The 24,295-nt window shown below is 34.1% G+C and carries 24 protein-coding genes; all 24 read right to left on the reverse strand.

Features of this window, described 5'->3' with window-relative positions:
- Nucleotides 1-27: 27 nt before the first annotated feature.
- The gene (tssM, locus tag DK866_RS15690; RefSeq protein ID WP_109409644.1) at nucleotides 28-3,576 is read right to left on the reverse strand and encodes a type VI secretion system membrane subunit TssM; all 3,549 of its coding nucleotides are present in this window, start codon (nucleotides 3,574-3,576) and stop codon (nucleotides 28-30) included.
- A 5-nt stretch (nucleotides 3,577-3,581) separates the two neighbouring features.
- Nucleotides 3,582-5,042, reverse strand: coding sequence for a type VI secretion system protein TssA (gene tssA, locus DK866_RS15695; RefSeq protein WP_109409645.1), 1,461 nt, complete (start codon nucleotides 5,040-5,042; stop codon nucleotides 3,582-3,584).
- Between the two features lie 5 nt (nucleotides 5,043-5,047).
- The gene (vasI, locus tag DK866_RS15700) at nucleotides 5,048-5,698 is read right to left on the reverse strand and encodes a type VI secretion system-associated protein VasI (RefSeq protein ID WP_109409646.1); all 651 of its coding nucleotides are present in this window, start codon (nucleotides 5,696-5,698) and stop codon (nucleotides 5,048-5,050) included.
- On the reverse strand, nucleotides 5,695-6,492 hold the full coding sequence (locus DK866_RS15705) for a Fis family transcriptional regulator (RefSeq protein ID WP_109409647.1): 798 nt from the start codon (nucleotides 6,490-6,492) through the stop codon (nucleotides 5,695-5,697). Before DK866_RS15705 ends, vasI begins: the two co-directional genes overlap by 4 nt.
- Nucleotides 6,489-9,122 carry a type VI secretion system ATPase TssH gene (gene tssH / locus DK866_RS15710; RefSeq protein WP_109409648.1) on the reverse strand — a complete coding sequence of 878 codons (2,634 nt, stop codon included), beginning with the start codon at nucleotides 9,120-9,122 and terminating at the stop codon, nucleotides 6,489-6,491. The genes DK866_RS15705 and tssH overlap by 4 nt, the downstream gene beginning before the upstream one ends.
- A 9-nt stretch (nucleotides 9,123-9,131) precedes the next feature.
- Complete coding sequence (gene icmH / locus DK866_RS15715) at nucleotides 9,132-9,887, reverse strand: type IVB secretion system protein IcmH/DotU (protein ID WP_109409649.1); 756 nt, start codon at nucleotides 9,885-9,887, stop codon at nucleotides 9,132-9,134.
- Nucleotides 9,880-11,238, reverse strand: a complete 1,359-nt coding sequence (gene tssK / locus DK866_RS15720) for a type VI secretion system baseplate subunit TssK (protein WP_109409650.1) — start codon at nucleotides 11,236-11,238, stop codon at nucleotides 9,880-9,882. Before tssK ends, icmH begins: the two co-directional genes overlap by 8 nt.
- 2 nt (nucleotides 11,239-11,240) lie before the next feature.
- Complete coding sequence (gene tssJ / locus DK866_RS15725) at nucleotides 11,241-11,795, reverse strand: type VI secretion system lipoprotein TssJ (protein WP_109409651.1); 555 nt, start codon at nucleotides 11,793-11,795, stop codon at nucleotides 11,241-11,243.
- Between the two features lies 1 nt (nucleotide 11,796).
- Entirely contained in the window at nucleotides 11,797-13,038 is a 1,242-nt protein-coding gene (gene tagH, locus DK866_RS15730; protein ID WP_109409652.1) for a type VI secretion system-associated FHA domain protein TagH, read from the reverse strand.
- Nucleotides 13,039-13,043: 5 nt separating this feature from the next.
- The gene (tssG, locus tag DK866_RS15735; protein ID WP_109409653.1) at nucleotides 13,044-14,093 is read right to left on the reverse strand and encodes a type VI secretion system baseplate subunit TssG; all 1,050 of its coding nucleotides are present in this window, start codon (nucleotides 14,091-14,093) and stop codon (nucleotides 13,044-13,046) included.
- On the reverse strand, nucleotides 14,057-15,841 hold the full coding sequence (gene tssF / locus DK866_RS15740; protein WP_109409654.1) for a type VI secretion system baseplate subunit TssF: 1,785 nt from the start codon (nucleotides 15,839-15,841) through the stop codon (nucleotides 14,057-14,059). Before tssF ends, tssG begins: the two co-directional genes overlap by 37 nt.
- A gap of 1 nt (nucleotide 15,842) precedes the next feature.
- Nucleotides 15,843-16,280 carry a type VI secretion system baseplate subunit TssE gene (tssE, locus tag DK866_RS15745; RefSeq protein ID WP_109409655.1) on the reverse strand — a complete coding sequence of 146 codons (438 nt, stop codon included), beginning with the start codon at nucleotides 16,278-16,280 and terminating at the stop codon, nucleotides 15,843-15,845.
- Between the two features lie 5 nt (nucleotides 16,281-16,285).
- The gene (gene tssC / locus DK866_RS15750; protein WP_109409656.1) at nucleotides 16,286-17,764 is read right to left on the reverse strand and encodes a type VI secretion system contractile sheath large subunit; all 1,479 of its coding nucleotides are present in this window, start codon (nucleotides 17,762-17,764) and stop codon (nucleotides 16,286-16,288) included.
- A gap of 20 nt (nucleotides 17,765-17,784) precedes the next feature.
- Entirely contained in the window at nucleotides 17,785-18,282 is a 498-nt protein-coding gene (gene tssB, locus DK866_RS15755; protein WP_109409657.1) for a type VI secretion system contractile sheath small subunit, read from the reverse strand.
- Nucleotides 18,283-19,027: 745 nt separating this feature from the next.
- Entirely contained in the window at nucleotides 19,028-19,513 is a 486-nt protein-coding gene (locus DK866_RS15760; protein ID WP_109409658.1) for a hypothetical protein, read from the reverse strand.
- Between the two features lie 109 nt (nucleotides 19,514-19,622).
- Nucleotides 19,623-20,105 carry a hypothetical protein gene (locus tag DK866_RS15765; protein ID WP_109409659.1) on the reverse strand — a complete coding sequence of 161 codons (483 nt, stop codon included), beginning with the start codon at nucleotides 20,103-20,105 and terminating at the stop codon, nucleotides 19,623-19,625.
- A gap of 323 nt (nucleotides 20,106-20,428) precedes the next feature.
- Nucleotides 20,429-21,160 carry a hypothetical protein gene (locus DK866_RS15775; RefSeq protein WP_109409660.1) on the reverse strand — a complete coding sequence of 244 codons (732 nt, stop codon included), beginning with the start codon at nucleotides 21,158-21,160 and terminating at the stop codon, nucleotides 20,429-20,431.
- 297 nt (nucleotides 21,161-21,457) lie between these two features.
- Nucleotides 21,458-21,709 (reverse strand): hypothetical protein, encoded by a 252-nt coding sequence (locus tag DK866_RS20225; protein WP_109409661.1) that lies wholly within the window; start codon nucleotides 21,707-21,709, stop codon nucleotides 21,458-21,460.
- A gap of 53 nt (nucleotides 21,710-21,762) precedes the next feature.
- Nucleotides 21,763-22,233, reverse strand: coding sequence for a hypothetical protein (locus DK866_RS15785; RefSeq protein WP_109409662.1), 471 nt, complete (start codon nucleotides 22,231-22,233; stop codon nucleotides 21,763-21,765).
- Nucleotides 22,234-22,246: 13 nt separating this feature from the next.
- Nucleotides 22,247-22,855 carry an aminopeptidase gene (locus tag DK866_RS15790; RefSeq protein ID WP_109409663.1) on the reverse strand — a complete coding sequence of 203 codons (609 nt, stop codon included), beginning with the start codon at nucleotides 22,853-22,855 and terminating at the stop codon, nucleotides 22,247-22,249.
- Nucleotides 22,856-23,061: 206 nt separating this feature from the next.
- Complete coding sequence (locus tag DK866_RS15795) at nucleotides 23,062-23,436, reverse strand: hypothetical protein (protein ID WP_109409664.1); 375 nt, start codon at nucleotides 23,434-23,436, stop codon at nucleotides 23,062-23,064.
- 138 nt (nucleotides 23,437-23,574) lie between these two features.
- Nucleotides 23,575-23,904: a hypothetical protein gene (locus DK866_RS15800; RefSeq protein WP_109409665.1), complete on the reverse strand. Its 330-nt coding sequence runs from the start codon at nucleotides 23,902-23,904 to the stop codon at nucleotides 23,575-23,577.
- Nucleotides 23,905-24,024: 120 nt separating this feature from the next.
- Nucleotides 24,025-24,189 carry a hypothetical protein gene (locus tag DK866_RS19870; protein ID WP_162557021.1) on the reverse strand — a complete coding sequence of 55 codons (165 nt, stop codon included), beginning with the start codon at nucleotides 24,187-24,189 and terminating at the stop codon, nucleotides 24,025-24,027.
- A gap of 5 nt (nucleotides 24,190-24,194) precedes the next feature.
- Nucleotides 24,195-24,295, reverse strand: a 101-nt coding sequence (locus DK866_RS15805) for an IS3 family transposase (protein WP_162556975.1), incomplete at its 5' end; no start/stop codon positions are given.

The following is a 24,295-nucleotide window of genomic DNA, read 5'->3' on the forward strand; positions in this document are numbered from 1 at the left end:
CCCCTCATAAATATGAGGGGAAATCAGTTAATAAAGGGTTTCTGGTAATTTGAAACGCGTAAATAATCCACCAAAGAAAGGATTATTAGATTCATCGATTGTGATCCGATATGTCATATCGCCACCATCAAGAGTGAATTTCACATCGAAAGAATGTGGTTTTATGTTGGTAAGTCTGCCGCCATTAATCAGTCGCATTTGTGCCCAAGGACCACTAAATAAAATAGCTCGCGGTGATTTATCGCCAGAAATGGGTACTAAGGTGAGTTTGCTTTCAATATTTGAACGCATTGAATTGGGCCAAACCATATGCACGGTATGACTTCTGCCGTGTGAATAATCAAGCAATTGACCATCAAGATTTAAAACACTACGACGCTTATTACCTGTTAGTGATAGCGCTTCAATAGCAAATTGCGCTTCTAAATTGCCTTGTGCATTAAAGAATGTATTTCTAATTCGATTTGCTATTTCAAGTTGTTCTAATACATCTGGACGAATAAGTGATTGACCATCGCTGTTTTCAATTAAGTTATTTTCAACAAAAAGGCGTAGATTTTGCTGGTAGAAGCTATCTAATGTACCGTTAGGCTTAAAAAAACGTTCAAACTCACTTAAAGGTACATCTTGTGTAGCCGCTGCGTTAAACGGATAACGACCTATAATGTAGGTATGATATTGCTTAACAACGGTTTCATTCCACTCAACTTCCATATAGCGAATTGCTTCTTTTTGTACAACATTCCAAGCTTGATCGGCTAATTGGCCTACCCAACGATTCATTGGTTCAGGTAATGTTTTAGCTGATTGAGATAATTCAAAGATAATGTCACGATTATTATCGTCAAGACGGGATGTCACCGCTTTTAATGCGGCTTTACCTGGAACGGGTGAATTATAAATGCCTAATAAATAACGATGTAATTCATTTAATTTTTGATTAAGATTTTGCAGGTTTTCACCATTATTACTGACTAAAATTTCAGTTTGAGGAGCAAATTCTTTATCTAACCGTATGAGTAATTTATATTTTAATTCATCCATTAATGCTTTTTGGTCAGCAACAGGTAGTGAACTATCTATTTTTGGTAATGTTGTATTATCTCTTAATACTTGTAATGCTCGTCGTATTGGTTGTTCACCACTAATAATTTGTTCTAATGCATTAATTTCATCTTGTAGTGATTCAAACTCCCTTATTTCAAGGTTACTGATGGCGGCACGCCATTGAGCTGTATAATCATTAAGATATTGTTCTGTGATTTGGCGTTGGATCTCTTTTCGATCATTTTCACTATATTGAGTGTTTGTACTTAAATTTAAGACCCATGCATCTAAAAAGGTCAGATCCACCAGCTCATCATTATGTTGAGTAAAGTAGTTTGTTAACCCATACAGTGTAAGAAGCTGAGGCATTTGAAGTTTATCTTCATTTATAGCAGTAAAAATACTGTCAAAACTAGGGCCAACTTGATGACGTATATTTAATGGTGATGAAAGCACTTGGTTTGCTTTAAGGCGTAGTGTTTGGTAAACACGTTGATAAAGAGGTAAACGGCTCAGCTCTTTTTGTGCTGTATTAATGGGTTGAGTAAAAGGAACAAAAGCATTAATTGCCGTTGCTTCTCCAGCTTTACGTTGAGCTTGCCAATCGGTATGTTTTAATGCGTATTGTAAATGTGACATTAATTGAGATTGGATATCACGCTGGCCTGTAAATAAGTGACTCCAATAATTAGCCATAAAGTTTTCAACAATCTCATTATTGCGTCCACTTTTGTCTTCAAGCATGCGCATAATGCGTAATATCTCTAATTTTTCCTCACTCCCTGCTTTGGCTTTATTTAACTCAACAAGTAAAGAATTCATTATTGAAGGCAAATAATGTTCTGTTATTAATTGAAGGTAAACATTTTCGACATAAGGGCCGACATTCTTTCCTTGATATAGCCCAAGATCAGAAAATAGGTCACTTTTCTCACGATAATTACCATAAGCTAATGTGGCATCTAATAACGGATTTAATACAGCAAGTTGCTCTTTTCCCGCAGTATTTGTCGTTATTATGGTATCAGAAGCGCGAAAGGCTTTTACTTCATTAAGTACATTTTCACCAGACTGATAGTTTTTGCTGTAATAGTGGCTCCAGCCATTCCACAAAGCGATAATCCCAACAAAACTGATAACAGAAGCTAATAGAACTCTTCTACGATGTTTTTTAAGCCAGAATTGACTTTCAGCAGCCAAGTTGGGCTCTGATAGTAAAACATCTTGAAAAAGCGATTGTGTAAAATAGCTGTGAGTTTCAGCAATTGGCCAAGTGGCTAAAGGTGCTGTTGGTAAATGATATTGCACAGATGCTGTTTGGCTAAAGATATTATCAACTTGCCCGACTTGTGTTGCTGATGTGAGATATACACCACGTAATTGAATATCTTGTTGTTTATCACTAGATGTTAACGCATCAATTAGATTGATTACGTTGGTTTTCAACCCTTGAATTTGTCTGATAAAGCTAAATAACTTAGTGCGTTGGCTTTCATCTACACGATTAATCATCATCTCAGGAAGGGCGCTATTCATTTGGCTTACCCATTGTTCCCAAAATGTATTCAGCTCTTCTTCCCAGCTATTTTTGTTATTTAATTGAAATGTCACACCCAAAATTTCATCACGTTGTTTCGTTTCTAATGATTGAAACATCGCATCAAATCCCTGTAATAAATCGAGTTTTGTAAATACGATATAAATAGGTAATTGACTATTAAATGCGATGCGAATTTCTTGTAACCGCATATGTAATGAGGCAATAAATTGGCTATTTTTCTCTTTGTCGTTTGTCAGTAGTTGTAATATATCGATAGTAAGAATAATGCCATTCATTGGTTGGCGGGCACGATGTTCATTCAACCAACCTAGTAATTCATTCCATAGTCGGTGATAAAGTTTTGGTTTTTCTAAAATGAGGTTAGGCTGTGTAATTAGCTTCCCTTCAGGTATTAATAATATCGCTTGATCGGCGAGTCGCATTTTTATATGTAAAGGCAGTTTTTGTTCGCTAACAATATTTTCAATAGGCGCAATATCTAAGGTATTTAAGCTATTTTTTAATAAGGTATTTTTGCCACTTTCATCAGTACCTAAAACAAAATACCAAGGTTTTTGATAAAGCGCATTGGTGTGCCCATTTTGATGTTTAATAAACTGCGATTTCCAGTAATTTAAATAACGAGTTTGGTGTTCAATATCATTACGGACAGGGTCAACAATGGCTAATTCTACCTCTAATTTCAGCCCTTCAAGTTTTTTAACTCGAAGCCATGTTGCAATTCCAACCCAACTGACAACCACTAAAATAGTGATAACAGTAGCTAACCAACGTGCGCTAAGTGAGCGTAATGGATAATCACCTTTAAATTCATAGTTTGCTCCCCACCACCAGATCCAAATAACAAGCAATGCAGGAATTAAAGCAACTAAAAGTAAAAATAGGGATTTAATTTTTGATTTATCAGAAAAGAAAAATTTTTTTATAAAATCTGCTATTTTTTTTCCAGAAAGAAAAGACCAATTCATTATTATTATTCCCTATGAGAAAACGAGTTCTGTTGATGTTCCATTTTTGATGCTAATTGATTTAATAAATTGGGTTCCCACTCTGATAATGAATATCGAAGTGCATCTTGATAAAGCTGATCAAAATAAACATTTGCGATGGAACTCATTTTTGATGCTTCAAAAAGTTGTGCAGAAAGTAATTGTAGATAAAACCGTTGACGGGGTTCAGTCGCTACTGAAATAGCGTTATCAATCATTAATAATGCGGCATTAAGCCCTTCTTGTTCAAAGCAATCCATAATTTCTTGTTGCTCATTGTGTAGTGATAACGAAGGGCTTACTTTATTGTTAGCTTGGTTTTCTAAACTCCCCAGCCATAGATGAGTTTCTTCTGAAATAAAGGGAGTCATATCAGAGAAATAGAGATGATTAAGCTGAGGTAATCTTATTAAAAATAATGAAAGCTCTTGAGCAATTGCTGATGAAACATCAATTAGCCCTAATAATTGTGCGGTTTGAGCTGCCATAAAATGCCCATCTAACCAATAAGGTGCTAGCGTTAAGCTTTGCTCAATATCATTGAGTAATGAGATAGACGGCTGTGAGAGTTGTGCTTTGTAATCAGTTATTCTATCAATCGCCACAGCAGCTAAAGGGGTTTTACCTTGTTTATCGCTTATGGGAAGTGTTTGAATATTGTGCCAGATAGCATATCGGCGTAAACGATAACCCACAGCATCATTTTGCGCTTGTTCACAAAGAATGCCTGCAACTTTTAATAATGTCTGTTTCCATTGGCGATCATCACTTTGATTAATTTCAACATGAGGTTGCTGTATTACAGGGGCAGCAGTCATGTTCACTGATGTTTCTGGTGGTGTTTCTATTTCATTTGCAGTTTCTACTTTGACACTTTCGGTAACAGTGAGGGTGGGTTTTTGCGTATTTTCTATATGTTGATATGCTCGGCTTAATTCATCCACTTGTGTTGATAAATTAGGCTGATTGTTGTGCCAAAATTGTGCTAAATAAGCAAATTCACCCAAAATATTATCACGTTGTTCAGGTGTGGCTTGATGGCAAAAAATGTTTTTGACTGATTCAAAACGTTTAAGAATTTGTTGTGCTAAACGAAGTTTTAAACGTGGATTACTAGGGTAACTGGTATCCCAATAATGTTGCATATAGGTACTTGTAATTGTTGATGCAATCACAAGCTCATCGGGAATACCTGCGTGTTGTAGCGTTCTTAAAAAATGGACAAGTAAGCGAAAATCTTTAGTTTGTGTAGCAAAGAGTTGTAATGCTCGACGCTGAATATCATCAATATCTAAAGTGCTGTGGCTTAGTGAACCAAATTTTATCATTTCACTTTCGATATATTCCCAATCAGGGTTATTTTCCTCAAGTTGGCTACTCACTTTGGTTTCATCCAAAGGTGCTAAAAGCTGTTCTCGCCATGCACAGAGCGTTTTTGTTGTCATCATTATCACCAATGACAGGCTGAACGAAGAGGTTTTATCTCTTCGTTAATGCCTGAAATATTAAAGGTTAGTTGCTCATCATTTGCTAATTTGATGGTTAATTTTGTGCTAGAGAGCAGTTGCTTGATTTCATCAATACCAGGAAGCCCGCGACTCGCCTCAAGCAGATAACCGTCTTCCCGTAGAAACCATTCACTACTTAATTGGGTTTTATCTGTTACTAGCAGGATATTTCCGGCTGTTTGTTTTTTTACTAGTGCAATTTGCATACGGGTAATGTTATCGATACAACTCAACATAAGAATGGGGCGAGGTGGCAAATATCCCATTGCTGGAATAGTCATAATAACGGGATAAGTACCTTTATTATGAGCTGTGACCATAAACCCAGCGGTGTGATTTTCACGTTTCATTTCATGCTCTAGCGCTAAACGCCAAATATCGCCCATCGCACTTACATCAACAGTAGAAACGGATTTATTTCCAACGTTAATTTGGTCATAGCAAGATAAACGCATAAGTTGAGATGTTTCTTCACGACACTTAAAGAGAGCTTGTTCAGTAAGGTTGGTTTTATTTTCTTGCTCTTGTGCAAAAACGTGACTTATTGAGAAGAGAGCGAGAAAAATGAAATAAACTGATTGTGAATAAATCATTTAAGACACCCATATTTTTTTAATTTATATAAAAGCGAACGCTTTGAAATATTTAAATTTTCAGCGATTAAATTGAGATCATCATTATTGTTTTCTTGTTGGTAACGCAGAATTGACTCCTCATAACGTTCAGTAGCTAAAGTAAGATCGTTTACCTCAGCAAAAGAATGAATTGGAATCTGTGTTGGAGTGAAATTTGATACGGATAATGAAAGTAAGGTTTTATTTATTTTCTCTTCTTTTTCTTGTTGTAATTTTAATAAATATTGCAGATCGGCAATTTTCTGTTGTGATTGAGAAAATGCCAAAATGCTTTTTAATTGATGATGAAATACATTGCAGTAAATAGAAAAAATACCTTGCTCATAAACCGTTTCATCGAGATTTTCCCCTAACATAATAATTAGCCCGTAAGGTTTATTATTAAGATCAACAAAGGGAATACTAAATAACCCACAATGCACAGGTTGTTTGGCGATAAATTGCTGTAAAGCATGATCGCTAATATAACTGCCTTGTTTTAGATCATTCCAGAGAATCGGTTGTGGTTGTGATAGAAGCTGGATCAACGGGTGATCCGCTTCTGTAATATCGACATCCAAATGTTTTTTCTCTACTTTTTCACTAAGATCAATACTCCAGCTCTCTAAACGATTCTCTGATTTATTAATCATTGAAACAATGAGTGCGCTGAATGGACTACGAGGCATACTCAGCTCAAGAAATTGGCTGATCAGTGAGTCCACATCTAAACAAGTTAAGAGAGAGAGCGCATTTTTCAGTCTGTGCTTCATAGTTCTACATTTACCTCTGCAATGAATTGGTTATCTTGTGTTGATAACCGTATCGTCCTGATATCTTCATTCTTTGCACTGTGTTGCAACAGAAGAAGTGAAAGAGGGGGTAATAACGCACCATCAATAATGGATTCTAAAATTCTTGCACCGTTTTCTGCTCGTGAAGCGCGTTGTAATATTTCATCGGGAACGGTCTCTTCCAGCTTGATCTCTGCATGAAAACGTTGCGTAAGTAATTGAGTTAAACGAGTTAGTTTGTGATCAATAATTTCTTTGAGAATAATCTGCGTTAACGGTAAGAATGGGATCACTTCCATACGCGCTAAAAGGGCGGGTTTAAAGAAGGTGGTTAATTCGGGATAGAGCGCATCATGTAATTCATCCGGTTTGTCGGCATTAGCCATAATGACGTGATCACCTAAATTAGACGTTAGGAAAAATGCAACGTTTTTACAATCAATAACACGACCTTCACCGTCGGCTAATTCTCCTTTATCAAAGGCTTGATAAAACAGATTTAAAACATCGGGATGTGCTTTTTCTACTTCGTCCAGTAGTACAACGGAATAAGGCTTTTTGCGAATAGCTTCGGTTAATATTCCGCCTTCACCATAACCTACATAACCTGGTGGTGAACCAATTAAGCGAGAAACAGTATGTTTTTCTTGAAACTCTGACATATTGATCGTGGTGAGATATTGTGTTCCGCCAAACATCAACTGAGCAATTTGAATTACTGTTTCTGTTTTACCAACACCACTTGGCCCAGCTAATAAGAATGCCCCCAATGGACGGCCTGAACGGCGTAAATCGGCACGCGCTGTTAATAAATGTTTATGAAGATGTTTGATTGCAAGTGATTGGCCTTTAATACTTTGTTCAAGGTAGGTTGGTAGCTCTGTCACTATTTGTAATGCATCTTGTGATAAGCGATTAAGAGGTACTCCTGTCCATTCCGCAATCACGGCAGCAATTTGTTTTTTATCGACATGAGGGGAGACCAATAGAGAGTGTTGATGTAATTCGTTTAGCTCTTCATTTAGTGCATTTAATCGAGATTTCAGCTCATCACTGTTATTTTCAACACTTTCATTGTTTGCTTCTTCTTCAAGTGATTTAGTTAATATTGATAATAAAGTTGACCGTAATTCGATAATTTCACGAACAATATTTTTCTGTTTACCCCACGCTTGTTGAAGCATTTCAATTTGTTTTTCAATCTCAATAGACTGATTTTCTAATATCGCCAAACGCTCTGAATGATCTTTTAAACCTACTTGCTGTTCACGGGTTAATACATCACGTTCTATCTTGATTTGATGGCGTTGCGTTTTTAATGCTGATAGCTGTTTAGGCGGAGTTGAAAGATTGATAGCAGCACGAGCACAAGCGGTATCAAGTACATCAATGGCTTTATCTGGAAGTTGGCGTCCTGAAAGATAGCGCTCACTTAATTGTGCTGATGCACAAAGTGCTTCATCATCAATAAAGACGTGATGTGCTTTTTCATAAATAGAGCGCAATCCACGCATAATAATAATGGCTTCGTCTGCGGTGGGCTCTTTGACTTGAACAAGTTGGAAACGGCGCGCTAATGCTGCATCTTTTTCAAAGTATTTTTTATATTCACTCCATGTGGTTGCGGCAATGGTACTTAATTCACCACGGGCTAATGCAGGTTTTAGCAAATTGGAAATATCTAAGCCACCTTGCTGATTTCCAGCTCCAATCAAGGTATGGGCTTCATCAATAAATAAGATAATAGGAGTCGGTGATTGTGCCACTTCTTGCATAATGCCTTTAAAGCGTTTTTCAAATTCCCCTTTAACAGCAGCGCCTGCTTGTAATGCACCTAAATCTAGTGTTAACAACTCACATTCTTTAAGTTTTTCGGGAATTTCACCCGCAACAATACGCAAAGCTAACCCTTCAATTAAGGCACTTTTACCCACACCTGCTTCACCAACTACCACGGGATTGTTTTTCCGACGACGACAGAGAATATCAATCATTAAATCAATTTCATGGTCGCGACATAAAACAGGATCTAGCTGGTTATCTCTTGCTTGTTGCGTCATGTTTTGTGTAAAACGCGCAAGCATAGAGTCCGATTGAACATGACGATTGGATGATTTATTAGCTTCTGTTATTGGTGCTTCTGCTGATGTTAGAGTCCACTCATCAAAGTTGAGCTTGAGTTGCTCTCTATTGATTTGAGAGAGTAATTCAACTGCTGCTTTTGAGAGATAACGATGGGGCATTTGCAATAAAGTGAGTAACAAAGCGCCTGAGCGTAATTCATTATGGCTAAGTTCTGCTGAAGCCAATAACCAGCTATCTTTTAGCCATTCGACTAATAGAGGTGAAAAATTAGGATAACTTTGTGTCACGCTCTGTTGTACTGTGTGGAGATTTAAAAACTCAGTTAATTCGGTGGGATTGATATCAACTTTATTAAAGATAGTACGGATATCCGTTAGTGGTGTTTCCAGCAGTTGTTGTAATAATTGGTCTACTGTAATTTCGAGTTGCTGGTGGCTTACACAAAACGCAGCCGCATTTTCTAAAGCGTGTTTAGCAATAGGGTGAAGTCTATTAACTAATGTTGAGAGATCAATCTGGATCATAATGGCGTCCTAGCTAAGAAGTGTATTAAGCTGTTCCAAAATATTGAGAGTTTGATGTCTCAATCTAGAAGCATAAACAGTGTAAATAATGGTGGCGAAGATCAGTGAGCCAATGGCGATATAACGAACACCAAAGCGTTGTCCTAAACGATATTGATGTGATTTATTGCCATTTTCTTTGTATAAAATAACAGACTGAGGATCGCCTTTAAGTTGTTGGATTTGTTTTTGAAGTTGGCGAAGTAATTTATTAAAGTCATCCCCATAGCCATTGCTGACTTTATAGCGACCGCGATAGCCAAGGCATAAGCAGAGATAAATAAACTCTAATAAATCGAGGTAGCGTTTAGGCTCACCTAATAAGCGTTCTATTAATACGAAAACCTTTTCACCACCCCATGATTCATTATGAAAATGAACTAACAGGGATTGTTTTACCCAATCGTTATCTTGATCCCAGCCTAACTCTAATGCTGCTTCATCAATAAATGTGCATAACACATAGCGGAATGAAACAATGGCGCCCGGCTCATAACCGTGAGTTTGAAGTTGTTGTTCAATGGCTTGAATGTCAGTGACCACTTGTTGAAAAAGCTTTTCTGATAGCGGAGTTGCTGACATTGATTTCATTCTGATCACCATACCCAGCAACGGCGTTGCGGCATCAATCATTGGATTGATGTTGTTACCACGTAATAGCAATTGATATGATTTATGGCTCACCTTTTTTTCAGCGATCTCTTGGATTAATGATTGATCACTCATGTTGGGTTCCACTTCTTATTGCCCAAAGTTGAATATCAAGTTCAGGGAATTGTCCTGATACGTGAAATGCAATATTTCCATGTTTTTGTATATCAGCCCAAGACTCACCTTGTGGATCTAAGCGGAAATAGGTATAGCCTGAATGATAAGGCAACTGGCGAGGTGCTGTTGATAGGGCAATAAAACCAACCCCCGGCATCTGAACACTAACTAAATCACGGATTTGATTCACTGAAGTCACTTTAGCCTGTTGTGCGAATTGTCGGCGCAGTTGCTCTTGAGGTAACTGAGCGCGCACTGCAATAATAAATTCAGCACTTTGCAGAAGTTGTCTATCATGAATTGTCGCAACTCGAATCCCATGTTCTTGTTTTTGTAATGGGATCGGCACGGCTCTTGGTGTTAAAACAACACTTAATGCTTGTCGAATAGATTTAATCAGAGGCAAAAAGCCTGATGCTAAATCATAGTGACGATAAATCGGTAATTTATCAGGCAAACGGGAGCCATTAGTAAATGTTTGAATTTCTCCACTAAATTGTAATAGTTCCCTGAAAAGCTGTTCTGGATGAACCACTGTCTGTTTAGATAAATGTGAAAATTGAGGATAAGCGCGATTAAGTAGCTGTAGCATCATAAATTCAGCCACATCGGCAATTCCTTGCTGACCTGGAGAGCCAATTCTTTCGGCTATTTGGCGGCCTCGTTCAAATAATGCGCCTTCAACTTCAGCTAGAAATTCCGATAAAATAGGGCAAATTCTTGAGTTTAAGCAGGTAGGAATAAAGTTTTTATCTAGAATTAAACTCCCATCAGCACTGATTTCTCTTATTTTGCAAATTGGAAGCATTACATAAGCGTCTAACTCTGTTTTCCCTAATTTTAAAATAGGGTTGAGCTTCGCAATATTAAGCTGGCTAATATCCCCATTCTCAGTATGCAAATCACGTACTTGTGTTAACACCTCGCTATAACGGGCTAACAAATGATTGCCATTATGGGAATGAGAGATTTCACTGACTGTACTGTTTTGTAATGGCAATGCTAAATAAACAACATTGTCACTGCCTTCATGAATTTGTGAAATATCAATAGGTGAAGGAAGGTTATCTTGTTGTGGAATAGAAAATAGCGTGCCATCAGGCATAATGCCGGCGGCTTCTTTCAGTCCAATACGACCAAGATTTAATAATTCAGTATTTAGCGTTAGTTGGCTCAGGCCATAGTAATGAGCGTGATAGGTTTTTATCAGCGTTTCAATAATATAATCTTGATAACGTTGCTGTTGCTGAAAATGTTGAGGTTTAATAAACAACCCTTCATGCCATATCACTTTATTTTTTGTTGACACTGTTATTGTTCCTCTTCTTTTCTAAATTCAATTTCATTTTCTTTGATATGGACTAGTAGATTGTAATGACGACCAATTCCATTGATTTTCAATACTTTTTTCCATTGAGTAATATTGACATCAGAGTAATAAGCAATGATCCCGATATACTTATTCTTTTTATCCAATTCAATGAGATCGAGAGGCTTATATTGATCAGGCAAAAGAGTGTAATCTTGGTGATCGATATAATTTCTTTTTAATAGCTTTTTCAGATCGCAATCTTCTTCAATAATTTGGTCTTGATCTAAAGAGGCAAAGATCGAATCTTCATTCATATAAACAATTTGTAATTGAACAGGGGTTGCCTCTCCTTGATCGTTAGGATTGATTTCAGGCTCCGCTAATAATGTGAATGCAACGACTGAAGGTTGTTCTTTTTCTGCTCCTACAGGCGTTGAAGGGTCCCACATGACTTTGCCTATTTTTGATATTGCTTCAATAGGGCCACTACACCCACTAAGTTGAGTGCTTGCAAAAATAAGAAAGAGATAAGTCGTAAGTGTTTTTATCGACATATCACACCTCATCAAGCCCTTTTCTTAAGGCTCGGTCATAAGCGTGGGTATAAACCTCGTAAAATAGCTTCTCAAAACCTTTTTGGCGGGATGATGCTAACTCATTGTAATAATTGGTATACATATCCCAAGCCCAAGCACTGTCTTTCGGATTGTTATCGTAACTACGGCGATATTGAGAAAAGCGTTTTAATAAATGCTCTGGCGAAAATGCATCTAGTAGGGTAGCTAATGCAGCTGAAATAGCCTCTTGATTGGCATGATAATGTAGTTGCACATTATGTAGGCTTTCCGCCACTGCTGAAGGTGCAGATAAATGCACTGGACTACGTTCGTCCGTAAACATTAAGCGCATTACACTGTCATATTGGTTATTTAAACGAAGAGGATTATCTTCGATTGGTCGCAATTGTTTATCTTGTAAATTTTCTTGCTGTTGTAATGCCAATAAACCTTTAATTGCTGATTGTGTTGTTTTTCCTAACTCAATGAGAAAATCATTCGCTTGCTGAGAATTTTGCAAGTTAAGGTGTACACCTAACCCCTTCATTAATGGATTAATTGCAACATAGTCAACATCTGTATTTATCTCATTATCCAGGGATGTCATTTCGGGTAAATCCATAAATTCTTGAACCATAAAAGCTCCCTGATTATCTGAATGAGGCGAAGAAAGCGAGTGGTGGTGTGAGTTAGAAGATGATGACTGAATAAGCTCTAGGCTTTCGCTTTCAAGGGCTTTTAATGGATCATGCGTCATTGCACCTGAAACCGTTGGGGCTAAAGGCATATAATTTTCTGTTTTATAAGCAGGGGGCGTGTTCTTTTGTAGTAAGGGATCTAGCGGATTATCATCAGTCACAATCAAAGATTGTGGTGTCATTGCCATAAGATCCTGTTTGTCGTTTTGCGTTAAATTAATATTAACGGACAAGACTAATTGACCGATCCTGATTTGATCGCTTTGAGATAAACAAACAGCGCCAATATCTATGGGGATCAGGGCATTATTAATATAAATAGGCTCTGAAAGCGTTTTTAAACAAAACTGCTTATCTTGCCAAACAATAGCGCATTGTGTGGCAGCAATAGAAGATTGAGTATCTTGTATTACCCAGTGAGATTGTTTACTACTACCAATTGTGCCACCAAGCTGGGTAAATTGACTATTTGGCACATAGCCACTTTCAAGCAACTCACTATTGATTAAGCGAAAAGAGATTGTGGGTAAATAATTATCCATAAATATTATTCCAAAATAGTCATTGTCACACTGGGATTGGCTTCAGGTTTTCCTAGAAAGCTTTGCCAACCTAATTGATTGTGTTGCGCTCTGCCTAGGCAAATACCATTCGTTTGTTTGTCCGCAATACGTAGGCGTAAATCCCACGCAAGTTGCTCGTGCATGATGTAAGAAACAAAAGTAATGAGTGACAAAAAATCTTTGCCATTGGGAAGAAATGACATATAGCGTTCAATAGATAACTCACTGATTTCAATGGTGCATTTTCCATTACAATCATAGATGTGAGAGCCAATATTAAAATTTTCACCTAAAACCATTTTAGGTCGAGATTTCTGTCCTGAATGACGAGTAACAATGCCTAAACGATTTTGTTGATCTTCTGGGATAGGCACTTTGCGTATTTCCCATCCAATTAATTCAACTTTTTCTAAATCAAAACAGTGAGAAATTAAGCTACAAATAACATCAGGAGAACGACTTGGACTAGCAAGTAATCCGGCATAAGCAAGCATTTTGCTGTGGTTGATATTCATCATGCCACGATTGGTTTCACTTCCTAATCCCACAAGTGAAAACATATAACGAGAAAATGCATCATGGCCACCATCTTCAAAGCAAATGTAATAGCGATATTTACGCCATATACGATGAAGTAATGTGACTAAGCGATGATTAAATAAATTAAGATAATCCGTTAATTGATTTACTTGCTGCGCTTCCTCCCAGGCGAAATGATCAAGGTAATAACCGGGTAATGGTGATTGGCTACCATGTAATCCTAAAAAAGAGACTTCTAAATCAAACTTACCTTGTTCATCTTGGCGCAAGGAAACAACATCTCGAGTTGGAAATGCCGTATTAGCACTTGATCTAAACTGAATAAAGTTTTCATTATTGAATGCTGTTTTTTGAGAGTGCAATTTATTAAGCAACTCAACTAATTGATAGAAACTATATTCAGTAACAGATTTGCCCGCTTTTTTATTTAGCCAGCTTTGTATTTTCTCAAGATCTGTTATTTGAGTATTTGCTGATTTATTTTCGCTGGCCAAAGATAAATTTCCTTATTATCTAAATTAATAACTTCCAATTCATGAAACATATTAACGCTGGTATAAAGAGTAAAAAATTGTGCTAATACAGAACAAAATAGATACATGGCGCCTTCTGAAATAAACGCATTTTGGTGTATTGATAATGTTGTTTTTACACCTCGGACAGGCAAACCTTTATATAAGTATTCTATAGACTCTGTTTTTAAATCAGTGATTGCATCAAGACACTTTTGAGACTGACGTGCAGATTGTTGAAAAAAACTCGCTTTAAAATCATACAATTGTAAAATTTGTTTAAGTGCCGTCAAACTTAATAAAGATTGATAATTAATGGATAAATTAGTCAACTCAGACCAATACAGCGTATTTCCTAATAAAGGATAAAGCGCTTTTGTTGGCTTAATAATATTGCTGGTAGATGAAATGCCAGCAATAGCAGTATGTTCATCAAACTTTATTGAATGAGACGACAATGAAGAGGCTAAAGTACGATTAGTACAGTTCATTGAGACTGAAATACTCTCTTCACAGTTGAGTAAATTTTCTTCATTATTTCGTACAAAAGACAAGGTATGTTGATAACCATAATTAGATTTATGGTGTGCGATTTTTAAGCGATAATAGCCTGTTCTTTCTGGGTTTTCGTGATTATTTTGATGATGAAAACTTTCAAAAGCAGTGTAACGAGTAATATAGGACTTCTGATTAGGAATATAACGCCAACCTTGAATGGTATTTATTGAAAAAATATCATAGCAATCTTGTTTTTTATGGCTTTTATTCAGAACATATTCCGTTTCTTTTCCCGTTAAATTAATTGCCTCACTCTCAGATTTAAATAAATTAACTGCAGGTACGCAATTAATCTTGATACTCTCTTCAGTGATAAGCATTGCTTCTGGAATATCACATTCAAATTGAATTGATAATGTAAAAGAATCCGACCTTAAGGCAGGAGGGAGATTGTCTAATCCCTTTATGGCAAGAGATAAAAATGCTTCAGGAAAACAAAAATACTCCTGTAATAAGCGATATCCTTCATAGCTATTTTTAGGATAAGGTAAAAGGGAGTCTTCAGCATGAAAGCCAATAGGCTCAACAGAAAAATGTTCTAATGTAATTTGATGTTTAACTGTAGTTATTTTTGCTTTCTTGACTTTGCTATTTAATAAATAAAATAATTGGGTCGTTGTATAAGAGAGCCCATTAAGGTAAATACACAGTTTCTCTAAGCCAACTGCTACTAGCGACTGTAATTGGTTTAGAGAAAAATGAATATCCAACGTATCTTTATTTTGAGTAATATGTGTTATTTGCATGGGGAGAACCCACAAATCGCGACATTGTGTAAATTGGCATTGATGCCAATTATCATCATCATTTTGAGCCAAGTCATTTTGAACATATAATGGGCGACTAATAAACGCTTGCCCTTTGGCTATTTTAATAGCGTGTTCTTGAGATGGCTCTGTTCGATATTCCATAACTGTCATACTAGGAAATGGACGTGCGTAAGCAGGCCATAGCATATTCACTAAACTGTTTGTTAGTTCAGGAAATTGTCTATCTATTTGTTCTCGTAAATTACCTGATAAATAAGCAATACCATCTAAAAGGCGAGCGGCATCAGGATCACGCACTTTTTCAGATATTTGATTAATAAGTTGCGGTTTTTCAGTTGCAACATACTGCTCAAGCTTATCGAGATAGCTTAATTCATTATCAAAATAGTGATTTGAAGACATATTAAAATTGCGTCAATTGGTATCTACGGTTGTTGTCTAATTGCACGTTAAATTCAATAAGTTGCTTTTGATTTTCTAATACGATAAAAGCAGTAATACTAAATTGCAGTGACAATGGTTCTGCTTCATTTTCTATAAAATGAACTGTGACATTAGTTATTCTTGGTTCATAAGTAGTAATGCAATCCGCAATAATATTGGATAAATGAACCTTGAAATCGACTCCTGTTAATATCGCATCATTTAAATCAGGAACGCCTAAAGCGGGAGTACTTTGGCAACCTAAAGGTCTACTATTTAAAACCTGATTTAAATTTTGCTTAATTGACATGAGCAACGCTTGGATTTTTGCGCGTTGGGAAGAGCCTACGCTCTTCCCTTGTATGCGCTCAAATAAACTGGAAGCGGGGTTATCTTCCAAGTTATACAGAGCTGTCATCGCACTTATTCCTTATCTAAGCGACCAACAAGAGATAATTCAAAGTTTGCACCCATATATTTAAAATGAGGGCGAACTTGAATAGCGACTTGATACCAACCCGGATCGCCATCAACATCCAGAACTTGGATTTGAGCTGAGCGTAGAGGGCGTCTACTACGAACGTCTGCTGGTGGATTTTCCTGATCTGCAATATATTGTTTTAGCCAGATATTAAGCTCTCGCTCAAGATCTTGACGCTCTTTCCATGAGCCAATTTGTTCGCGCTGTAGTACTTTAATATAGTGAGCTAATCGATTGATAATAAACATGTAAGGAAGCTGAGTTCCTAACTTATAGTTAGTTTCTGCTAATTTTCCTTCACGCGTATTAGGGTAGTTTTTCGGTTTTTGCACTGAGTTTGCAGAGAAGAATGCGGCATTATCACTACCTTTACGCATGGTTAAAGTGATAAAACCTTCTTCTGCTAATTCAAATTCGCGTCTGTCAGTAACTAAAACTTCTGTTGGAATTTTAGTTTGTAATTCACCCATAGCTTCAAAATTATGCACAGGTAAATCACTAACAGTACCGCCACTTTGAGGACCAATAATATTTGGGCACCAGCGATATTTGGCAAAACTATCATTAATGCAACTTGCTAATAAGAATGCAGTATTGCCCCATAAATAATGCTCATGATCTTGCTTCACATCTTCAGAGTAATTAAATAACTTAATTGGATTCTCTGTCGGTGAATAAGGTAAGCGCACTAAGAAACGAGGTGCTGTTAAGCCTAAATAACGTGCATCTTCAGATTCTCGCAGTGAACGCCATTTCGTATGAGCTGGGCCTTCAAAAACAGATTTAAGATCTTTAATAGCTGGCAATTCAGCATAGCTATTAATACCTAAGAAATTAGGTGATACAGATGAAATAAAGGGAGCATGAGCCATTGCACCCACAGCACTAACATATTGCATTAATTTTAAGTCAGGCGTGGTGTTATTAAATGCATAGTTACCAATGACTGTCGCGACAGGTTCACCACCAAACTGGCCATAGCCAGAAGAGTAAACATGTTGATAAAATCCGGATTGAACAATTTCTGGAGAGAACTCAAAATCTTCTAATAGTTCTTCTTTTGTTGCATGTAAGATATTGATTTTAATGTTTTCACGGAAATCAGTACGATCAACGAGTAATTTTAATGAACGCCATGATGACTCAATTTCTTGAAATTTTGGTGCATGTAAAATTTGGTCAACTTGAGCACTTAATTGAGAGTCCAACTCAACGAGCATTTTATCAATCAAAAGCTTATTAATAGGCTCTTCTTCTGACGGATTAGCAAAAATATTACTAATAAAAGCAGCAACGCCTTGTTTAGCAATATCATAGGCTTCCGTTTCTGGCGACATTCTTGATTGCGCCATAATTTCGTCAAGTAAAGAACTGCCAGATATTGCCGCTTGTTCTTGTTGGGCTTCATTAACTAAAGACATAAGGTCATCCTCTGTAAACATTATTTTTGTCTAGCAATATCAAGTTCTTTCAGTAATTGTTCGCGCGTTGCTTCATTTTCCAGAAGTTCTTGCAGACGTTTTCTAAAAGCGGGGATATTGCCAAGAGGGCCTTTTAACGCAACGAGCGCTTCTCTTAGTTCTAATAGTTTTTTTAGCTCAGGAACTTGGCGCGCAATATTATCAGGAGAAAAATCTTGTAGTGATTTAATCTCTAAATTGACGTTAAGATCAGATTCACTTTTTTCATCTAAGGTATTTGGAACCGCAATATTAAGATTAATACCTGCGCTTTCCATAACTGAATTAAAGTTGTTCTGATTAATAGAAATGGTTTTACGATCTTCAATAGGGGTTTCTTCGGTCTTTCCTTTCATATCGCCCACAATAAGCATATTTAAAGGCAATTCGACTTCAGATTGAACACCGCCATCATTAGGGATATATTTGATATTAATACGTTCTTTGGGGGCAACACTACCAAGAGTATTTTTACTCATTTAAACTAAGCTCCTTATTTAGCTTAAGTTCTTAATTAAATGCTCAGCGTATTGATGAATAATTTAAATTAAGAAATACCTATCCTAGGCAATAATATAATTACCTTATATGAGTTCAATTTTCCTGGTATAAATAAAATAATAACTAAAAATAAAATAATAAGTAATTTTTTCTAATATATGCATTTAGTTTTATATAAAACAGTTCTTGAGTCAATAAGAAATATTTAACGATTTTTACTTTCCCTTACATTTAATTAGCTTTGCATTTGATTTAAATATAATGATTTATCTTTATAAGTAAGTTTTTTTATCTGTTTTACTCATATTATGCAACTCGATAGGAACAAATTAATTTATATTTAATTTAAATTGCAAATATTAAAAATTAAAATTTCATTATGAATTATTTATTCCGAAATTCTATAAATATAAGATATTTAACGTTAATTTGACTTTAATTGCCGTGTGGTTATTTATTTTGCTTTTTTATATACAATGTTTTTTTTAATGAAAAATAGAACCGAGATATAAGTGAAAATAATGTAACCTAGCGTTATTGTTATGGTTGAAAGTTAAATTTAATATAAGGAAACAATATTAAGTGAAATTATTTAATAAAAACAAGAAAGAACTCTTATGTCTTTTTGAATATGACTGATAAAAAGTGGAGCAAAATATTATTTATTTCTATTTCTAGAGAATATCTTATTTCACTTAATGGAATATAATTTATCCGTTATTATTATCTTTTATTTCGTTTATGGAATGCTTTCCACTCGATATCATTATTGAAATTTGAACAATAATGGCAGGCGATAGAGCCTGAACAATTCCACGGATCGTAAGATACGCCGATATGCATTTTTTGACTTGCAATCGGGAGCTTCATTCTGGTTTCTTGGTGAAACCATTGTTTTAGATTGTGGGTTATTTTTCCTTTAGGGCTATTTTGTATTCCATCCATTAATTTTTCGGGTGCCAAGTACCATGAACTTAGCAAGGCGTTTTCATTTGCGGGTGATGTAAAATGAGTGACTAAAAATAACCGACCATATCGGTTTTTCGCTTTACCTAAAACTAGCCGATAAGCAACAGTTTCGCCTTGGGAGTCGGTTATCCATTTTTCCCAAGGATAAAGGGAAGTGATGATATCTTTCAGGGTACAGATAGGAGTTAAGTAGATATCGTTATTTATGATAATTGTATTATTTTTTTCGTATTTAATCATAGGGGATAATAAGGTATTTATTGCTAATAGTCTTAGTATAATTTAATAAAATAAGAATAAAGTTGCTATGAGGATGAGTCTTAAAGAGTAATAATTGTTGAGCCTTTTGTTATTTACTAGTACTAATAATTTGATCAATAGAATAAAAAGTATAGTAATAGCTTTGATTATAATGTTCTACATGATCTGCTAATGTGCGTAGTTGCTTGTTTTGTATTCTTTTTCTAACTAAGCATGAATAATTAGCTAATTCCATTCTCAATCGACTTAATGTATATATTTTGCATGATTTATCATAGATAAGTTCTTTAGTACTCTTTAATAAACAAAGAATATTCAATACTTCTGTATGAGTTAAATATCCTTTTTTAACTGTTTTTATATATAAATAAGAGAAGGTATTATTATGTTTTTTCTTTTCAATTTCTTCTAATTGAAGTATTAATTTATCCGTCAATGATTTTTCTTGTAGAAATATTGTTACGTTTTCCCATTTATCACATAATCCCCTAGCAATAGATAAATCTGTTTGCCGAAGATAAGCATAGAGTATAATTAATAAATCATCATCATAGCAATATAAAGTATCCAAGTGTTTTATATCCTAAACTATAAAGTTATTTATAACTTATTCATGAATAATAGAAGTATATTCTGGTGCTTCTTTAGATATATTTCGGTATGGATTTTTTTCATCATCTTTCCATCAATCAACTTGAAATTTATCCAGAGATTTAAATCCATAAATTGCAAAAACTCCCAATAATCCACAAGGAGTATCACTAATAAAATCCCATCCCTTTTTTTCATCATACTAAGCGCGATATCCTTTTTTATCTAAAATATTTAAAGTAGTATTATAAACATTAGTATATTCAGACAGTGCTGGCACTTTAAGCTCCTCTGGTTTAGTATTTAGTTAATTTTAATTATATTACAATTATTTTTTAGTAAAATCTCTATAAAGACATCATAATAATTATAACTACAAGGGCTTATTCTCTCTAAAAATAATTTTAATTTTTTCTCATCTTTGATATAAATATTCATCTTAGCATGTAACTCACTTAGTTGATCATCAAATCCGTGAAAATCTCTACCAATATAGCCTTTTCTTCCCCAGAATGCTTCTCCTAGCATACAGAAAAAATCAAGATAATTGTTAACGTTATCTAAATTTAAGTTAACATCAATAGATGTTTGCTTGTTCTTAGGAAAAAGCTGTTGCCAATATAGACATGAGGTTAACCATAAGCTTTTAGCCTCTTTACATCTATTATCTTTCCAGTAAAAAATTTCATTTCCATCTGCCCACTCTTTCAAAATGGTAGAAACAGTTAATGGTGGAAAATCTGTTGTTTTCATTAATAATAAAAAAGGATTTTCTTTCTTTAAATTTACTTCATTTTCTAATATATAACCGCTTAACTCATAAATACAGATGTTATTTATATAAAAAGAGATATCAATGATATCTTCTTCTCTTATTATTATATCCCTATTTACTTTTAGGTTTGGTTGTTTAATTAATAAAGTTTGAAATGTTTGGTGATTTTCTTCACTTAAGTTATAAAAATAGAGGTTATCACTAGAGGTTATTCTTATATTATTGATATATATATAATAGATGCTATTAATTTCTTTCATTGTTTTTTTAATTAAAATCCAACTCTAAAGTAATACAAGGTATCATGTAATGAAAACTTTATAAAAGATTGTTTTTTAAACAGAGTACACTATTCACTTCTTTTAATTCACTAGTACCCAATTTCATAAATAAAACTTCTAATGATTCCCAAGGATATGGATGCTCATAAATGATAATCTCTATTTCCAAGTTTTCAATATCAATTTCATTTATTCTCCATAAAAACCAAAATCTATTTTCAGGCTCTAACCAATATAACCAATTATCTAGGCTCCAATCATCGGGGGTAGTAGAATTTAAAAAAGAATTAATAAACTCTTTAGGCAGAATAGAATACCATTCATCAATTGTTGGCCATTTTGAAAACTATATTTTTGTATTAATAATAATATATTTTTTGCTATGTTAGCTATTTGGCTGCTATTTTTTTCATTACAATAAGTTGTGTATCTCATGATGAAGTTATTATTGTTTTTCTCAAAATAGGGAGATAGTATTCTTTTTCTTTCTTCAATTAGGTCTTTTTTTATACTTTCTGATAGCATCATAATGGTACCTTTGATAAATAATTTATATTACTATTAAAACAAAATATTTTATTTTAATTCTCTATAAAAATATTGCTATTAATTAAATTAAATTTAACAAAAAAATTAGAAGTTGATTGAAAATAAACTATATTTTCTTTTCGTTCTATATTTATAAATGGGTTTGAAGTTGTTGAATATAAAAACCATAATATATTATTATTTATATCTGTTTTTACAATAAAACCATCACTACCCATTTCACCTTCACCACATAATAGAATGTATTTATTATCAATCAATATTTTATTATTTATCTGAATTTCAGACCAAAGATCATCATCACTTTGAAGCAAGTTATCGACAGTTGTTTCACCTTTATATGAAAGGAAATATTCCTTTTGATAGGAATGTATTAATTGAGGATTATCAATAAAATCAATGTCGATAAATCTTATCAATCCAGAAGGCTCATAAACAAGATCCAGCCCGATTAGCTGATTATTTATCCATTTTTTTTGGATGGGGTTAATTGGATTTTTCATAATTTATAGCATGTTAAAAATAACCATTTGGAAAAATTTCTGATAAACTTTTTTTATAAAATTCTATTTTTTTAGAATGACTGATGTTCCCACATGCTCTATTAAAATATTGGCTTAACCAGTAAGCATGAATGTAATTAAAATACTCATGTGGATTATTTTCTGAAAAATTTATGATAGATTCTAATGTTTCTATAATCTGTTTTTCACTAAAAACCTCATTATAAGATTGTACAATGATATTTTTTAATTTCATATAAGTTTTATTAAATTTATTTACACTAAGAGGATCTTTTGATTTATCGTAATTAATAAATAACGCTGACTCTATATCATAAATAAAAAGTTCATCAATTAAAGTAAGTTTGTTTTTTAGTTTTTTAATATAATTAACAAAACTTTCACTTTGAACGGATTCTATAACAGGGATGATAATAGTGTCATGATATAAAATTTCAAGATATTTATCTTCAACTGTACTGTATAAATTTATAAGGAAATCGCTATCAATATCTATCAATTCTATAATCGGCCAAAAAAAAGATTCATTTAAATTAAACCACAAATTAAATGAAAGAATTTCATCACATTTTTCTTTAATCTTATAAATTCTGTTTTCCATATTAATCCAATGGTGACTAATTAAGAGCAGGCTGTATTATAACTAGATAATAGTCCGATAGGTTAAAGTTATTAAGTTCATCTGATTTTTATAAAAATCAAGTCTTATAATGGTTTTTTATTATAAAATTATACTGTTAATGTAAAAATCCTAGTTGTGTATTTTTATTATTTTCTTTATTAAATTTCTTTAATTTACATGAAAATTTATCCCTGAACAATTATTTTATATTCAATAGAGTCTGCAATTATATGTACCCATTCTTTTGAAGAAAAAAACTCTGCTAAAAATGAAAATGAATACTTTCCACCTAGATGAAAATATTTTTGGTAGTTTGGCGAGTGTTCTAGAAAATGTATTCTATCAGTAACTTTTATAAATTCTCCATTTGTTGTATCTATCGTCCATGACAGCGGTGCATCAATATAGCTTACATTTCCAAATTTTAATTCAATAAAATAATTTTGGTCTGTTATATCCAAACATCCTTTAACGATTAGAGCATTTTTATGGAAGCCACATATTTCCATATCACACCAATCATTTTCTTTTAAAATAAAGCTTATTTTTTCTATATTCATAATATAAACGATATTTTTAATAAGATATATAAGCGGTAAAATATTATAACTACTGTTTTCTACGCTTAATCTTAAGCAAAGAAGTTATCATATATCAAATGATAATTTAATGCATGAATTTATTCGTTTATAGTTGAATCATTCTGGCCCATCCCATTCAAGTTTATCTTTTAAATTTTCCGGAACTAATTTAAATAATAATTTAATGTTTTTTTTATGAGAATTGTAGTTGTTGAAATGTTGTGGGCTAGCATTTTCTAAATAATAACGAGCATGGTGATTAAGAAAATATACATCATGCTCAGTCATTTGTGGATAGGATAGTGATTTGACAATATCATGCAACAATTCTGCTTCTTGATAACAAGTCTTGTCTAATGCTTTTTTTAAGGCAGACAGGGTTTGAATGTTTCTTATATAGGATAATACCTTGTTAAGCATGTCAATATATATATTTGTTTTGTCCATTAAATTTAAATCCCTGTTTGTTTCTTAATAATTTACATGATCAGATAAAATATATCTTTTCGTGTCCTCATCATAGTAGAAATAATGATTGTAATATAGCTCATTTTCTTTATCTTCATATTACTCAGTAAAATAAAAATGATATTCAGTATTGTTATCGGCATAAATCTGGATTTCTTGCACCATTTGGTCGCCAGAACACAGGTAATCAACACGCTGAATACGTTTATTTTTAAAGGATGAATAGGGCGGTGTAATAGGGCGATTATTGACTGTTCTGCGCAACTAAATCAGGACACTTTTCTTAAGGAATTTTGTTCATACTCAATGGGGGACAGATCACCGTTGGCAGTATGAAGCCTTTCTAGGTTGTAATAGCGCATATACGCGA

Source organism: Proteus genomosp. 4 str. ATCC 51469 (genome assembly GCF_003144375.1).
In the GTDB taxonomy this organism is placed as follows: Bacteria; Pseudomonadota; Gammaproteobacteria; order Enterobacterales; family Enterobacteriaceae; genus Proteus.